Annotated in this window: 15 protein-coding genes; 3 read left to right on the top strand and 12 right to left on the bottom strand. The window is 62.1% G+C overall.

Features of this window, described 5'->3' with window-relative positions; genetic code table 11:
• Nucleotides 1-98: 98 nt before the first annotated feature.
• Nucleotides 99-1,226, top strand: coding sequence for a GNAT family N-acetyltransferase (locus NDI72_RS11040; protein WP_502888393.1), 1,128 nt, complete (start codon nt 99-101; stop codon nt 1,224-1,226).
• A 4-nt stretch (nt 1,227-1,230) separates the two neighbouring features.
• On the opposite strand, the gene NDI72_RS11035 is transcribed toward NDI72_RS11040, so the two are convergent.
• Nucleotides 1,231-1,560: a DMT family transporter gene (locus NDI72_RS11035; RefSeq protein WP_113156291.1), complete on the bottom strand. Its 330-nt coding sequence runs from the start codon at nt 1,558-1,560 to the stop codon at nt 1,231-1,233.
• A gap of 108 nt (nt 1,561-1,668) precedes the next feature.
• On the opposite strand from NDI72_RS11035, the gene NDI72_RS11030 reads away from it, so the two are divergent.
• Entirely contained in the window at nt 1,669-2,094 is a 426-nt protein-coding gene (locus tag NDI72_RS11030; RefSeq protein ID WP_113155132.1) for an HIT family protein, read from the top strand.
• A 48-nt stretch (nt 2,095-2,142) separates the two neighbouring features.
• Here NDI72_RS11030 and NDI72_RS11025 read toward each other — a convergent pair whose 3' ends face one another.
• The 4 genes from NDI72_RS11025 to clpS all read right to left on the bottom strand — a co-directional run bounded on the left by NDI72_RS11025 (nt 2,143) and on the right by clpS (nt 6,188).
• Nucleotides 2,143-2,493 (bottom strand): AzlD domain-containing protein, encoded by a 351-nt coding sequence (locus tag NDI72_RS11025; RefSeq protein WP_283800483.1) that lies wholly within the window; start codon nt 2,491-2,493, stop codon nt 2,143-2,145.
• On the bottom strand, nt 2,490-3,239 hold the full coding sequence (locus tag NDI72_RS11020) for an AzlC family ABC transporter permease (RefSeq protein ID WP_113155130.1): 750 nt from the start codon (nt 3,237-3,239) through the stop codon (nt 2,490-2,492). Before NDI72_RS11020 ends, NDI72_RS11025 begins: the two co-directional genes overlap by 4 nt.
• Before the next feature lie 130 nt (nt 3,240-3,369).
• Nucleotides 3,370-5,829 (bottom strand): ATP-dependent Clp protease ATP-binding subunit ClpA, encoded by a 2,460-nt coding sequence (gene clpA, locus NDI72_RS11015; protein WP_206993432.1) that lies wholly within the window; start codon nt 5,827-5,829, stop codon nt 3,370-3,372.
• A gap of 8 nt (nt 5,830-5,837) precedes the next feature.
• Entirely contained in the window at nt 5,838-6,188 is a 351-nt protein-coding gene (gene clpS, locus NDI72_RS11010; RefSeq protein ID WP_113156290.1) for an ATP-dependent Clp protease adapter ClpS, read from the bottom strand.
• Nucleotides 6,189-6,556: 368 nt separating this feature from the next.
• Here clpS and NDI72_RS11005 point away from each other — a divergent pair, with 368 nt between their 5' ends.
• Nucleotides 6,557-7,879 carry a D-alanyl-D-alanine carboxypeptidase family protein gene (locus NDI72_RS11005; protein WP_206545507.1) on the top strand — a complete coding sequence of 441 codons (1,323 nt, stop codon included), beginning with the start codon at nt 6,557-6,559 and terminating at the stop codon, nt 7,877-7,879.
• 47 nt (nt 7,880-7,926) lie between these two features.
• Here NDI72_RS11005 and NDI72_RS11000 read toward each other — a convergent pair whose 3' ends face one another.
• From NDI72_RS11000 to gatC, 7 genes are all read right to left on the bottom strand, one after another.
• Nucleotides 7,927-8,622 (bottom strand): DnaJ domain-containing protein, encoded by a 696-nt coding sequence (locus NDI72_RS11000; RefSeq protein WP_283800482.1) that lies wholly within the window; start codon nt 8,620-8,622, stop codon nt 7,927-7,929.
• Nucleotides 8,619-9,362: a vWA domain-containing protein gene (locus tag NDI72_RS10995; RefSeq protein ID WP_206552626.1), complete on the bottom strand. Its 744-nt coding sequence runs from the start codon at nt 9,360-9,362 to the stop codon at nt 8,619-8,621. The genes NDI72_RS11000 and NDI72_RS10995 overlap by 4 nt, the downstream gene beginning before the upstream one ends.
• A 66-nt stretch (nt 9,363-9,428) precedes the next feature.
• Complete coding sequence (locus NDI72_RS10990; protein ID WP_113155125.1) at nt 9,429-9,863, bottom strand: DUF1489 family protein; 435 nt, start codon at nt 9,861-9,863, stop codon at nt 9,429-9,431.
• A 71-nt stretch (nt 9,864-9,934) separates the two neighbouring features.
• On the bottom strand, nt 9,935-11,335 hold the full coding sequence (locus NDI72_RS10985) for an L-serine ammonia-lyase (protein WP_206993434.1): 1,401 nt from the start codon (nt 11,333-11,335) through the stop codon (nt 9,935-9,937).
• A gap of 589 nt (nt 11,336-11,924) precedes the next feature.
• On the bottom strand, nt 11,925-12,734 hold the full coding sequence (locus tag NDI72_RS10980) for a YdcF family protein (protein ID WP_206993435.1): 810 nt from the start codon (nt 12,732-12,734) through the stop codon (nt 11,925-11,927).
• 41 nt (nt 12,735-12,775) lie between these two features.
• Entirely contained in the window at nt 12,776-14,257 is a 1,482-nt protein-coding gene (gatA, locus tag NDI72_RS10975) for an Asp-tRNA(Asn)/Glu-tRNA(Gln) amidotransferase subunit GatA (protein ID WP_113155122.1), read from the bottom strand.
• 63 nt (nt 14,258-14,320) lie between these two features.
• Nucleotides 14,321-14,608 (bottom strand): Asp-tRNA(Asn)/Glu-tRNA(Gln) amidotransferase subunit GatC, encoded by a 288-nt coding sequence (gene gatC / locus NDI72_RS10970; protein ID WP_113155121.1) that lies wholly within the window; start codon nt 14,606-14,608, stop codon nt 14,321-14,323.
• Nucleotides 14,609-14,698 lie beyond the last annotated feature (90 nt).

Raw genomic sequence — 14,698 nt, 5'->3', positions numbered from 1 at the left:
CTGCCTCACGCGCTTACTTATCTGGTATGTCATCAGCCCAAACGAGTGCCGCCATGTCAGGCGATGTAACGCTGACGGTTTCACCCTCCTTCGCCGACATGCCGGCATCCGACTGGGAAGCGCTTGTCGGCGCTGGCCCGCAGGCAGCGGGCGCGCCCTACAATCCCTTTGTTTCCCACGCTTTCCTTTCAAGTCTTGAAGAAAGCGGCTGTGCGGTGCGCGAAAGCGGCTGGCTTGGCCAGCATCTTTTCCTGCGCTCGGAAGATGGCGTACTGCTCGGCGCAGTCCCCTGTTACCTGAAATCCCACAGCCAGGGCGAATATGTGTTCGACCATGGCTGGGCCGATGCCTTCGAGCGCGCCGGCGGACATTATTACCCCAAACTGCAGGTTTCGGTGCCGTTCACCCCGGCAACGGGTCCGCGCCTTCTGGTCCGCGATGGCATAGCGCCCGACGCGGTGCGCCATGCGCTGGCGGAAGGATTGAAGACGCTGACCGACAGGCTTGGCGTTTCGTCTGTCCATGTCACCTTTGCCCGTGATGAGGACATCGCGGCACTGGATGATGTGGGCTTTCTTCTGCGCACCGACCAGCAGTTCCACTTCTTCAACCGCGGCTATGAAAACTATGACGATTTTCTGGTCACGCTTGCCTCACGCAAGCGAAAGGCGCTGAAGAAGGAACGCCGCACGGCGCTTGAAAACGGCATCGAGATCGAATGGCTGACGGGAGCCGGGCTCACCGAAGCCGTCTGGGACGATTTCTTCGCCTTCTATCTGGACACCGGCAGCCGCAAATGGGGGCGGCCCTATCTCAACCGGCGCTTCTTTTCGCTGATCGGCGAACGCATGGCCGACGACATTCTTCTGGTGATGGCGCGCCGCGAAGGCCGCTACATCGCCGGCGCGATCAACTTTATCGGTTCCGACACGCTGTTCGGCCGCAACTGGGGCTGTATCGAGCATCACCCGTTCCTGCATTTCGAGGTCTGCTACCATCAGGCCATCGAATTCGCCATCGCGCGCGGCCTGTCGACGGTCGAGGCCGGCGCGCAAGGGCAGCACAAGCTGGCGCGCGGTTATGAACCGGTCACGACGCGCTCGGCGCACTACATTCCGCATCCGGGTCTCCGGCGCGCAGTGGCGCAGTATCTCGAACTGGAGCGGCGCGACGTGGCCGAGATCAACCGCGTGCTCGAAACCCACACGCCCTTCCGCAAGGGTTGACGCTTCAGTGCATCACGGATTTTGAAAACAGGTTGATGACCAGCACGCCGGCGATGATCAACGCGACGCCGATGAGCGCCGGCGTATCGAGCGACTGCTGAAACCACAGCCAGCCAATGGCGGTGATGAAGACGATGCCCGCCCCTGACCACAGCGCATAGACAATGCCCACCGACATGGTGCGCAGCGTCAGCGACAGGAAGAAGAAGGCCACCGCATAGCCGATCAGCGTGATCAGCGACGGCACAAGACGCGTGAACCCCTCGGTCTGCTTGAGTGCAGTGGTGGCCACGACTTCGAACAGAATGGCCACGAGCAGAAAGAGATAGGTCACGGACGGCACCTTTTCGAAAAGCGCGGCGAATCGCCCGCTCCCGGGAGTTGACGGGCGCGACATTAGCGCAGAAAAATGCGGCCGCAATTGCCCAGACGAGAGGTTTCCATGAGCAGCGCCGCCTATGACAACGACAATGTTTTCGCCAAGATTTTGCGCGGCGAACTGCCCTCGCACAAGCTCTACGAAGACGACGAAACCTTTGCCTTCATGGACATCATGCCGCGCGGCGACGGCCACTGCCTGGTGATCCCGAAGAAGCCGTCGCGCAACATTCTCGATGTCGAGCACGATTCGCTCGCCGCCGTCATGCGCACGGTGCAGAAACTGGCCCGCGCCGCGAAGGCCGCCTTTGGGGCGGATGGCGTGACGGTCCAGCAGTTCAACGAGGAAGCCGGCGGTCAGGTGGTGTTTCACCTTCACGTCCACATCATCCCGCGTTTTGATGGCGTCGCCCTGCGTCCCCACACGGGCGAGATGGCGGATCAGGCTGTTCTCGCAGAGCAGGCGGAAAAGATCCGCGCAGCGCTTTAAAGCCAACTCTCCCCCCAAAGGGTGAGAGTGCTTTACTGAACACGGTCTCTACCCAAGAAGGTAGAGACCTGTGAGCAGGATGATCTCTGCAACCACGATGCCGACGAGGATCTGCTTGCGGGAGAGAAGATAGGCGGAGAAGCCGGCTATGGATGCGCCGACCCGCAGGGTGAGCGGTGCATCGGCCAGAGCGCCGCTGGGAAAGACAATCAGATTGGCGATGACGGCGGCGACCAGCGCCGTCGCCACACAGCGCACGAACACCAGAATGTCCGAACCTTCCGAAAGCTTGCCGCCAAGATAGACACCGAGATAGCGCCAGGAATCGGTGGCGAGCCAGCCTGCAAGCAGGATGAAGAGATAAGGCCACCACCAGGCATCAAAGGCGTCGAAACTCATCCGACAGTCTCCCGCCTGACGCGCGCGCGGTGCCAGAAATAGGCCACCGAGCCACCGATAACCCCGGCTGCCAAAAGGTCAAAACCGGGCAGGAGAATGTGAAAGACCGGGCCTACGGCGAGGCCGAGCACCATCGCGACATGCCCTGCCCGCTCCCGCGCAGAACCCCAGAGCGATGTCAGGAAGTAGAGCGGTGTCAGGAAGAAGAGCGCGGCCGTCAGTTGCGGCGGCAGACGTTCGGCCAGAAGAAAGACGGTCGCCACCACGCCCATATTCACCAGAACAAGCGTCGAGCCGATGCCGGTGTAATAGGCCGTGCGCATTGCGCGCGGAACGTTCTTGAAGCTCTCCATCGCCAGCACCCATGAGGTCACGGCAACGAAATGCGAAAGGCAATAGAGCACCCAGGGCCGGGTCTTCTCCGTGCGCATTTCAGGCGTGATGGCCACCACCATGGGCGCAAGACGGACCGATGACAGCGCCACGGCGAAAGCCGCCGCAAACAGGCTGTTGCCCGCCAGTACGGCGCCAATCAGCACCACCTGCGCCGGCAGGGCCCAGACAGCCCCTGTCATGAAAACGGTTTGGGGAAGCGAAAGCCCGGCCTCGCGCGCCAGACCGGCGAAACCGATAAAGGCGCTGACCAGCACCAGACCCGGAATGGAGAAACAGCGGCGCACGCCCCGCAGATACCAGGTGACGTGCTTTTCCTGACTGTCCGATTCGACTTCCGTGTTCTCGCTCATCGGTCAAATGATTTAGCACAGCGCATGCAGGCCTGCGATACAACGAAGGCGTGAGTGCTTGGGGCACCCACGCCTTCGAAATTGGACCAGTTCCGAGACCGGACTTGCCTGTCAGTACCGGGCCTGCCTGTCAGTCCTTGCGCGGCAATTGCGGCACAAGGCTGCGCTTTGGCGGTTCCTTGGGCTTCTGCGCCTTGGGCTTGGCCGCTGCCGCTTTGGGCTTGCGGGTCCGTTTGGCCGCCGGCTTCGCCTTCTTCTCGGGCACCTCGTCGCGCGGCTTGATCGGTGCATCATCGGGAAGCGCGTCGAGTTTGAGGTGGCTCTTGCCCGCCTCGTCCTTCTCGACGCTGACACGCACCGTGCCGCCCTTCTTGAGCTTGCCGAACAGCACTTCATCAGCCAGCGGCTTCTTGATGTGCTCCTGGATCACGCGGCCAAGCGGCCGTGCGCCCATGCGCTCGTCATAGCCCTTGTCCGCCAGCCAGGCGATGGCGTCATCCGACAGGTCGAAGGTGACGCGACGCTCGGCGAGCTGCGCCTCCAGCTGCATGACGAATTTCTGCACCACCTGGTGAATGACCGGAACCGGCAGCGAGCCGAACGGGATGACCGCGTCGAGACGGTTGCGGAACTCCGGCGTGAACAGCCGGTTGATCGCTTCCATGTCGTCGCTGTCGCGCTTCGTCGATCCGAAACCGATGGCCGGCTTGGCGAGATCGGCCGCACCCGCATTGGTCGTCATGATGAGGATGACATTGCGGAAGTCGATGCTCTTGCCGTTATGGTCCGTCAGCTTGCCGTGATCCATGACCTGCAACAGGATGTTGAACAGATCCGGATGCGCCTTCTCGATCTCGTCGAGTAACAGCACGCAATGCGGATGCTGATCGACACCATCGGTCAGAAGGCCACCCTGGTCGAAGCCCACATAGCCGGGCGGCGCGCCGATCAGGCGCGACACGGTGTGGCGCTCCATATACTCCGACATGTCGAAACGCAGGAGTTCGACACCCAGCGACGCGGCGAGCTGCTTGGCGACTTCCGTCTTGCCGACGCCCGTGGGGCCGGAGAACAGGTAGGAGCCAATCGGCTTTTCAGGCTCGCGCAGACCGGCCCGCGCCAGCTTGATCGCCGACGACAGCGCCGTGATCGCGGCATCCTGACCGTAAACAACGCGCTTCAGCTCGTCCTCGAGCGTCGCCAGCACCTTCTCGTCATCGGCCGAAACGGTCTTCGGCGGAATACGGGCCATGGTGGCGATGGTCGCTTCGATTTCCTTGACGTTGATCGTCTTGCGACGCTTCGATTCCGGCAGAAGTTTCTGCGATGCGCCGGTCTCGTCCAGAACGTCGATGGCCTTGTCCGGCAGCTTGCGGTCGTTGATGTAGCGCGCCGACAGTTCCACCGCGGCCTTCACCGCCTCGTTCGTGTAGCGAACCTTGTGGAAGTCCTCGAAGTAAGGCTTCAGCCCCTTCATGATCTCGACAGCGTCCTCAACGGAGGGTTCGGCGACGTCGATCTTCTGGAAGCGGCGCACCAGCGCACGGTCCTTCTCGAAGAACTGTCGAAACTCCTTGTAGGTGGTCGAGCCGATGCAGCGGATCGAGCCGGACGATAAGGCCGGCTTCAGGAGGTTCGATGCATCCATCGCGCCGCCCGACGTTGCGCCCGCGCCGATAACCGTATGGATCTCGTCGATGAACAGAACCGCGCCCGGGAAATCCTCAAGCTCCTTGACGACCTGCTTGAGGCGTTCCTCGAAATCGCCACGATAGCGCGTGCCGGCCAGAAGCGTGCCCATGTCGAGCGCGAAGATGGTGGCGTCCGACAGAACATCCGGCACATCGCCCTCGACGATGCGCTTGGCAAGCCCCTCGGCAATCGCCGTCTTGCCGACGCCGGGATCGCCCACATAGAGCGGATTGTTCTTCGAACGGCGGCACAGGACCTGGATGGTGCGGTTGACCTCGGCCGTGCGACCGATCAGCGGATCGATGCGGCCGGCCCGCGCCTTGTCGTTCAGATTGACGCAGTAAGCGGTCAGCGCGTCCTGCGCCTGTTTCTTTTTGGCGCCCTCTTCCGCCTCGGCGCCCGGTGCGCCGGCATCATCGTCCTCGGCCCCGCGCGGCGTGCGCGCTTCAGAGCCGCCCGGCCGCTTGGCAATGCCATGGCTGATATAGTTGACGGCGTCATAGCGCGTCATCTGCTGTTCCTGCAGGAAGTAGGCGGCGTGGCTCTCGCGCTCGGCGAAAATGGCCACGAGCACATTTGCGCCCGACACCTCTTCACGACCGGAAGACTGCACATGGATGACCGCCCGCTGGATGACCCGCTGGAATCCGGCGGTGGGCTTGGAATCCTCGTCATAGCCCGTGACGAGATTGTCGAGCTCGCTGTCGATATATTTGACCACGGTCCCCTTGAGCGCATCGAGATCGACATTGCATGCGCGCATGACGGCGGCGGCATCGGCATCATCGATCAGCGCCAGGAGAAGATGCTCCAGCGTCGCATATTCGTGGTGGCGCTCATTGGCAAATGTGAGCGCCTGATGCAGAGCCCGCTCCAAGCCTTGGGAAAAAGCCGGCATTCAGTACCTCATTTCTTTTCCATCACGCATTGAAGTGGATGCTGGTGCTGTCTGGCGAAGTCCATCACCTGCGTTACCTTGGTCTCGGCCACTTCGAACGTGAACACGCCACATTCACCAACACCGTGATTGTGTACGTGCAGCATAATTCGCGTCGCAGCCTCGCGGTCCTTCCTGAAGAACCGCTCGAGCACATGAATGACGAACTCCATCGGCGTGTAATCGTCATTCAACAACAGAACACGATACAGACTCGGCTTCTTTGTCTTGGTCTTCGTGCGCGTGATGACAGCCGTTCCGCGATCGGATTCGTCGCCATCGCCCTCACCATCCTGCAATCGCCAATCGTAACGCTGCATGGCTTCGCTGCCGGTGCTCAAAAATTCCATTCCCTTTGCCGAGCCCTTACGTAGGACATGTAGGTACCCTTCCGACAATTTTAAGACCTTCTCAGTTCCTGACAATACGGCGCAGGGGCTTTTACGTTCAAAACTACGCCATCAAACGGATAGACGATTCTCTACCCCCAATTCCCCTGCGGAATGGCTCAATTTCGCTTCAATGTTAAGAAATTCCGTCAACGTTTGGGTCACCATAAACGGATTGGTAACGCCGCTCGCACTAAAGTTTCGGGAAATGGGCCTGTGGGTTGGGATGCCCCGCGGCCTGAAACTAGGTGCAAATAGGTGTTGTTGTGCGTCAGGCGTTGTTGGGTAGAGCGAATCTTGTGCGGCTCCCGGGCAAGATTCTCACCGCACTTTTTCTTTCATGTCTCATGGTATTCGGTGTGATTGGGCAGGCTTCGGCCAACTCCAAATATGCGGGCATCGTGATGGACGCCAAAACCGGCAAGGTCCTCTATGAGTCCAATGCCGACTCGCTGCGTTACCCGGCCTCGCTCACCAAGATGATGACCGCCTACATGCTTTTCGAAGCCATGGAGAGCGGTCGCATCAACAAGAACACCCGCATTCCCGTTTCACGCAACGCGGCAGCAGAGCCGCCCACCAACATCGCGCTCAAGCCCGGCGACAGCCTGACCGTCGACCAGGCGATCCGCGCGCTGGTCACCCGCTCGGCAAACGATGTGGCAACGGCAGTGGCCGAGTTCCTCGGTGGCTCGGAAGCGAAATTCGCGGCCATGACGACCGCCAAGGCCCGCCAGCTCGGCATGTCCCGCACCACGTTCAAGAACGCGCATGGCCTGCCCAACAGCAAGCAGAAGACCACCGCGCGCGACATGGCGAAGCTCAGCATCGCACTGCGTGAGCACTACCCGCAGTATTACAGCTATTTCCAGACCAGCTCCTTCACCTACAAGAAGCGCCGTTACGGCAACCACAACCGGCTTCTCGGTCGCGTCAAGGGCGTGGACGGCATCAAGACCGGCTACACGCGCGCTTCAGGCTTCAATCTCGCCAGCTCCGTGCAGGCAAATGGCCGCAGCATCGTTGCCGTCGTCATGGGCGGGCGCACCTCCCGCAGCCGTGACGCGCACATGGCCGACCTCATCAAGCGCTACCTGAACAAGGGTTCGACCGGTCGCGACCGCATGCTGATCGCCAAGGCGCCCGGCGGCGCCCGCACAGCACTTGCCGCGATGATCCCCGGCAGCGATGTTCCGCTTCCGACCGATCGCCCCGAGGCGCAGCCGCAGACCCTGACCGCCTATGCGCCCGAGCCGCCCGTCAAGGCAGCTGCCGTGGTGAACGCTGCCGTTCCGCGTCCGCGTGTTGCCGTCGCAGCCGTCGACCCGATGCCGACGGCCTCCACCAATGCCGCGGCAACCGAGACCGCCTCCATGGGTGGCTGGGTCATTCAGGTTGCGTCGCTTCCCACCGAGGATGAGGCCCTCATGGTTCTCGCCCAGACGGAGCAGAAGGCCGGCAGTGTTCTCGCCCGCGCCGTTCCGATCACCGAGACCTTCGAAAAGGGCGGCGTCGTCTATCACCGCGCCCGCTTCGTCGGCTTCAACAGCAAATCCGACGCCTGGGGCGCCTGTGCGTCTCTGAAGAAAAAGAGCATCTCCTGCTACGCGGTGCAGCAGTGAGAACCAGTTTGAAGAACAGCAAGGAAAGTGTCTTGCCCACCGGGAGTTCAGTTGTGAGTGGAGAGCAGAACGTCGCGCGCCTCGTTGATACGGGCGGCAAGAGAAGAGGTTCCTCCCATGTCGGGATGCAGGCGCTGCATCAGGCGGCGGTGAGCCTGTCGGATCTGCGCAACGGACGCACCGCGTTCAAGACCAAGGATCTCATAGGCCTCCTCCTTGGTCATGGGGCCCGTGCCCGCCGCACGTCCCTGCCCCGCGTCTCCGTGCGTGTCCGCGCTGTCGCGCCAGGCGGGGAATTCTCCGTCAAGGTAGGTTTCTAGGAGCCTCAGGCTCTCTTCGTCGCTGGCAAGTTCAGCGTACAGATCAAGCAGTTCATCCTGCGTCATCTCGCCGAGCCGGCGTCCTTCATGCCGGCCGGCAAGCACCACACCGGATAATTTGCCAGTGTCGTGATCAAGCTCCATTTCGAGCGCTGCCGAACGAACGGTGGACCTTTGCCCAGGCGTTTTGCTCTGCCCCATCCTGAGGCGTCCAGAGCCATACCAGGCGGCAGCGCCTGAGAGCAGCATTCCTCCCAGCCCCGCTCTTCCGATGAAGAGCATCACCACACCGACCAGCGCCATGAGCACCGGGCCGGCGATCCGCAGCGTGTTTGCGATGCTGCGCGGGCTGGACTTCACGAATGCCATGCCCGCCAGAAGCACGAGCAGGACAAGCGCGAAGAAGAAAAACGGATAGGTCATCGCTCTTGTCCGCCGCGCAGATGCTCCAGCATCCTGCGGTCTTCGGGCCGGTTGCGGTCGCTCAGCGCTTTCAGCCCGCCCGTCGCATAGACGGCGACCGCTGAAAGGAGCTTCCCAAGCTCTGCGGCCGCGCGCGCATCGAACCGGAACCATGCGCCTTTGGAAAGCCGCGCGATCTCGCGGAAGGCGCGTTCGGCTGTCGGGTCATGCCCTTCCTGGAAGACGAACACCGGCACGCCGCCCAGCCCCAGCCTGCCCGCCTTCTCGGCAAGGTCATCCACGCTCTCTTCCATCGCATCCCCGATATAGACGAGCGCGTTGACCTTCTCGCGTCCGGTCTCCTTCAGCGCATGCGACAGCACCTTGCCGATCTGCGTGTGGCCGCCACGGCAGTCGATCTTCGTCATCAGCGTCTTGAGCGCATCCGTGTCGCGCACGAAGCGCGAGGCGCGGCTTTCGCCAAACCCGCGAAAATAGACGAGCTGGACGTTGAGCGAACCGGCCTTGCCCACCGCATCGAACATCTCGGCCTGCAGCTTGCAGGCCAGATCCCAGGTGGGCTGCCGGCTCATCGTCGCATCAAGCGCCAGAATGAGCCGGCCACTCCCGGTCTCACCGCCGCGCACGGGTGCGACGGCGCGCGCATGGCGCACGAAGGCATCAATCGCTCCCGATGACGATCGGGTTTTGGCGATGTCCGATTCGACGCGGCGCGGCGCAGGCGTTTTCTTGTCGTTCATGATGAAAAAGATGGGCTCGTTGAGAGCAGTTGCAAGACTATCCCGCAGCCTGCGCCAGAACAGCGCTTACAGCAAGCCGAGTTCGGTGAGTTCGCGGCGCAGTTCCGGCGGCATCTCCGCATCGTCTCCGGCCGCGCCAAGATCAGCCGGCGCATCCTTGGGATCGAGATAGCGCCAGCCCTGAAACGCGCGGCGCGGCTGAAACTGCGTGCGCACAAGCTTCGGCTCCAGCACCAGATGGCAGCGCGACACGCCTTCCGCATCGCGAAACGGGCGGATGTCGATGAGCTTCTGGCGGCACTGCACCGTGCCCTTGATGACCCAGTAGAGCGAACCGCCATCGGTCAGCTCTTCAACGCGCTTGGGCACCATGCGGGTCGTGTGAAACTGCTCCGCCGGTTCGCCCAGCGCCCGCTGTTCCTGCGTGCGCAGCCTGATCCAGTCCTGCAATTGCTCGACGCTTTCGCAGCCGACGCACAGTTTTATGAGATTTAGTGCCATGATCTAAATGTCGGGCGCAGCTCCACCAAGGTCAAGCACGATAGCCGGCTCTCCACAGCGCGAAATGTCGCTCAGCACTCCACCACATTGACCGCGAGACCGCCAAGGCTGGTCTCCTTGTAGCGTTCATTCATGTCGACGCCGGTCTGGCGCATGGTTTCGACTGCGGCATCAAGCGAGACGAAGTGCTTTCCGTCGCCCTTCACCGCAAGCGATGCTGCCGTCACGGCCTTTACCGAGCCCAGCGCATTGCGCTCGATGCACGGCACCTGAACGAGCCCGGCCACGGGATCGCAGGTCATGCCCAGATGATGCTCCAGCGCGATCTCGGCCGCATTCTCAACCTGTTCCGGCGTGCCGCCCAGAACCGCTGCCAGCCCGGCCGCCGCCATCGCCGAAGCGGAGCCCACCTCGCCCTGGCAGCCCACCTCTGCGCCGGAGATCGAGGCATTGTGCTTGACGATGCCGCCAATGGCCGCCGCCGTCAGCAGGAAGTCGCGGATGCCGTTCTTGTCCGCATCCACGTGGAATTTCTGCCAGTAACGCATGACTGCCGGCACGACGCCCGCCGCACCATTGGTCGGCGCGGTGACCACACGGCCACCGCTGGCGTTCTCCTCGTTCACCGCCATGGCGAAAACCGCCAGCCAGTCGTTTGCGGCAAGCGGGTTGGGCCGGTTCTGGCGCCAGTCCTCGTCAAGCCGGTCGTGAAGCTGGCGCGCACGGCGGCGCACATTGAGCCCGCCGGGCATGATGCCGTCCTGGGAAAGCCCGCGCTCGATGCACGAATCCATCGCCTGCCAGATCTCGTCGAGCCCCGCGTCGAGCGCGGCGCGATCCATCTTCACTTCCTCATTGGCGCGCTTCATCTCGGCAATGGAAAGCCCGCTCTCAGCCGCCATCGCCAGCATCTCGCGCCCGTTGGCAAACGGATATGGCACAGTGCTGCCCTCGGGCCCGGCCTTCTCGGCCTTGAGGGTCTGAAGCTCCTCTTCGGAAACTACGAAGCCGCCACCGACCGAATAATAGATGCGCCGCAGAAGAAGGCGGTCGTCTGCATCATAGGCGTTGAAGGCCATGCCATTGGCGTGACCGGGAAGCGGCTGCTTCTTGTCGAGCACAAGATCGCTTTGCGGATCGAAACGATAGGCCGGATGGCCCTGTGGCCGCACCATCTTTTCCTCGGCGATGGTGGCCAGTTGCCCGTCCATGCGATCCGGATCGACCGTCAGCGGGTTGAAGCCCGCAAGACCGAGGATCACGGCGCGGTCGGTGCCGTGCCCGATGCCCGTGAATGCAAGCGAACCATGCAGGCTGACCGACAGACGGTCCACTTCGCTGCCTGCCGGGCGCGGCCAGTCATCGCCTGCAATCTCCGCCAGAAAGCGCTCTGCCGCCGTCATCGGCCCCATTGTGTGCGAACTCGACGGTCCGATGCCGATCTTGAACAGGTCGAAAACGGAAAGAAACATGGGCGAAGGCTCCGGGATTTCACCGCTGGAAGCATTCCAGCGATCAGTTGCCGTGGCGGGCTATCGCGCGGCACGGGCTGGCGTGAACGCGACAGGAAAGATGTAGGCGATTTCCCTGAACAAGCAAAGGGCGCAGCGATTGCGCTGCGCCCTTCAACTTCTGTGAACCGATGTTGTGCGGTTTTGCTGGTTGTTCAGCCTGCCGTTGCTACGACCGCTGCCGTCTCGGCGCCAATCAAGAGCCATGCCAGAAAGATGATTCCCGCAAGCCCGATCACTGCCTTGGCGGTTACGCCCCAGCAGGATCTCTCAACGCTATCGTCCATGCATATCCCGTTTGTTATCCGATCTCCGACCGGGATGATCCCGACCGCCGATCCGTGACGGCGGGAGATACTCCTAAGCACATGCTTCCGCAAGTCCAAAAACGGCAAAATGACGGCATTTGAACTGTTAAAAATCCGCAGAAAACGGGGCTTTCCGTGTCTAATCAGGCACTTGCGCACATAAAGGAATTTTCAATACATGCGACCAAAAAAGGACAATATTGCTGCACTGCACCATCAGACAGGGAAAGCCGGTCCGAAACTCAGTCTGTGCGTGTATCGGAGGCCGGCAAAAACACGTCCGTTCTGCCTGCGAACCAGTAGGCGGCGAGCCCCAGCCATTCCCTTATGCCCACTGTGAGATTGCGCAGGGAATCGAGCGCATTGTCCTCGGCAAGGCCGGGCTTCTCATTGCCGGCGGTCTTGTAGTCGACCGGCCACGGCGTCACAGGGAACCCCGCCTTGCGGAACACGCCCACCGCGCGCGGCATGTGAAACGCGGATGTGACGAGCAGCCATGTCTCGCCTTCGGCCGGTTGCACCATCTCGCTGGAGAAGCGCGCATTCTCATAGGTATCGCGTGAGCGGTTCTCCAGAATCAGGCGGTCCGGATCGACGCCAAGCGCCGTCAGCAGACGCGGCGCCGTATCCGCGTCGCCCTCACCGGCCAGGAAAACGGCTCCCTGTCCGCCAGAAATCAGGATTTTCGCCTGCGGGAAGCGGCGCGCCAGGATGGCGGTCTCAACGAAACGGTCGCCACTGGCATTCAGTTCGTGGCCGCCGCGCGCACTGTTGATGGAGCCTTCCAGCCCGCCGCCCAGAACGACGATGCCGTGAACCGTCTCAGGCACGGGGTCGGGCTTCTGGAAGCGGTCTTCGAGCGGTCCGAGAAGAAGCGCGCCGAGCGTCGTCCAGGCCGACAGAAAGAGAACGATAAAAGAAAGGCCGCCTGCCGTCATGGACAGGCGGCGCCAGCCAAAAAAGGCGGTGACCACCGAAACCGCAATCAGGATCGCAGCAAGGCCGAGCGGCTGCAGGAACAGCCAGCCAATCGCGGAGACGAAATGGAACATGACGCGGCCTTTCTCTCAGGAAGCGAGCCGCGCCATGGGCATCACCACCACTTGTTCGGTGCGAAACGCCCTGCGGCCTGTTCGATCACATGTGCTGTGCGGAACAGCGTTTCTTCTTCAAACGGCTTGCCGATCAGCTGCAGGCCGAGCGGCAGGCCCTTCGCGTCAAGACCGGCGGGCACGGCGATGCCGGGCAGGCCCGCCATGTTCACCGTCACGGTGAAGATGTCGTTCAGATACATCTTGACCGGATCGGACGCCATTTCCTGATCGGCGATGCCAAAAGCGGCCGACGGCGTTGCCGGCGTCAGGATCGCGTCGACGCCCTGATCGAAGACCTGCTCGAAGTCGCGCTTGATGAGCGTGCGAACCTTCTGCGCCTTGAGGTAATAGGCGTCGTAATAGCCGGCCGACAGCACATAGGTGCCGATCATGATGCGGCGCTTGACCTCGCGGCCGAAACCGGCGGCGCGGGTCTGCTCATACATGTCGGCAATGTCCTTGCCGGGCACGCGCAGGCCATAACGCACGCCGTCATAACGCGCGAGGTTGGAAGACGCCTCGGCAGGCGCAACGATGTAATAGGCCGGCAGCGCGTATTTCGTGTGCGGCAGCGAGATATCGACGATCTCCGCGCCCGCATCGCGCATCCAGTCGATGCCCTGCTTCCACAGTGCCTCGATTTCCTCCGGCATGCCGTCGAGACGGTACTCGCGCGGAATGCCGATCTTCATGCCCTTGATCGACTGGCCGATGGCGGCCTCGTAATCCGGCACCGGAAGATCGACGGAGGTGGTGTCCTTGTCGTCAACCGAAGCCATGGACTTCAGAAGGATCGCGGCATCGCGCACATCGCGCGCAATCGGGCCTGCCTGATCGAGTGAGGAAGCGAAAGCCACCGTGCCCCAGCGCGAGCAGCGGCCATAGGTCGGCTTGATGCCGACCGTGCCGGTGAAGGCTGCGGGCTGGCGGATGGAGCCGCCGGTGTCCGTTGCGGTTGCGCCGGCGCACAAAAGGGCGGAAACGGCTGCCGCCGAACCGCCGGAAGAGCCGCCCGGCACCAGATCGGCATTGGAGCCTTCGGCGCGCCACGGGTTGATGACCGGACCGTAATAGGAGGTCTCGTTGGACGAGCCCATGGCGAACTCATCCATGTTGAGCTTGCCGAGCATCACCGCGCCATCGGCCCACAGATTGGCCGTCACGGTGGATTCGTATTTCGGCTTGAACCCGTCGAGAATGTGGCTGGAGGCCTGGGTGTGAACGTCTTCGGTCGCGAACAGGTCCTTGATGCCGAGCGGAATGCCTTCCAGCGCGCCCGCCTCGCCCTTCGCGATCCGCTCATCGCTTGCCTTCGCCATGGCGCGCGCCTTGTCGTGGGTGACGGCGACATAGGCGTTGAGCTTTTCATTGGCCGTGTCGATGGCCGAAAGATATGCCTCGGTCAGCTCCGTGGCGGTGAACGCCTTGGCAGCCAGCTTTTCGCGCGCCTCGGCAATGGTGAGTTTGGTGAGCTCTGTCATGGAAAATCCGTGAAAATCCGGGGGCCGGTCAGGGCAAATGGGTTTGGAAGCTTATGCTGGCTTCTATTCGACCACTTTCGGGACAACGAAGAAATTGTCCTCCGAAACCGGTGCATTGGCGACGATGTCGTCGGCCTTGTTGCCGTCGGTCACGCCGTCCTGACGCTTCTTCATCGCCATCGGGATGACAGACGTCATGGGCTCGACGCCCTCGACATTCACTTCGTTCAGTTGCTCGACGAAACCGAGAATGGCGTTCAGTTCGCCTGTCATGCGCTCTGCGTCCGCATCGTCAACGGCAATGCGGGAAAGGCGCGCAACACGCTTCACGGTATCGATGTCCACGGACATGGTTCTCTCCAGGCGCTTATTGGCTGCGCCACGGCTATAATCGGCGCGCGGGCGGCGTGCAACCGCCAACGCGCTCCGGCGCACCGGAAT

It is taken from the genome of Nitratireductor sp. GZWM139 (assembly GCF_030068685.1).
In the GTDB taxonomy this organism is placed as follows: Bacteria; Pseudomonadota; Alphaproteobacteria; order Rhizobiales; family Rhizobiaceae; genus Nitratireductor; species Nitratireductor aquimarinus.
Note: the sequence above shows the minus strand (reverse complement) of the source record. Positions and strands in the feature narration are given on the sequence as shown.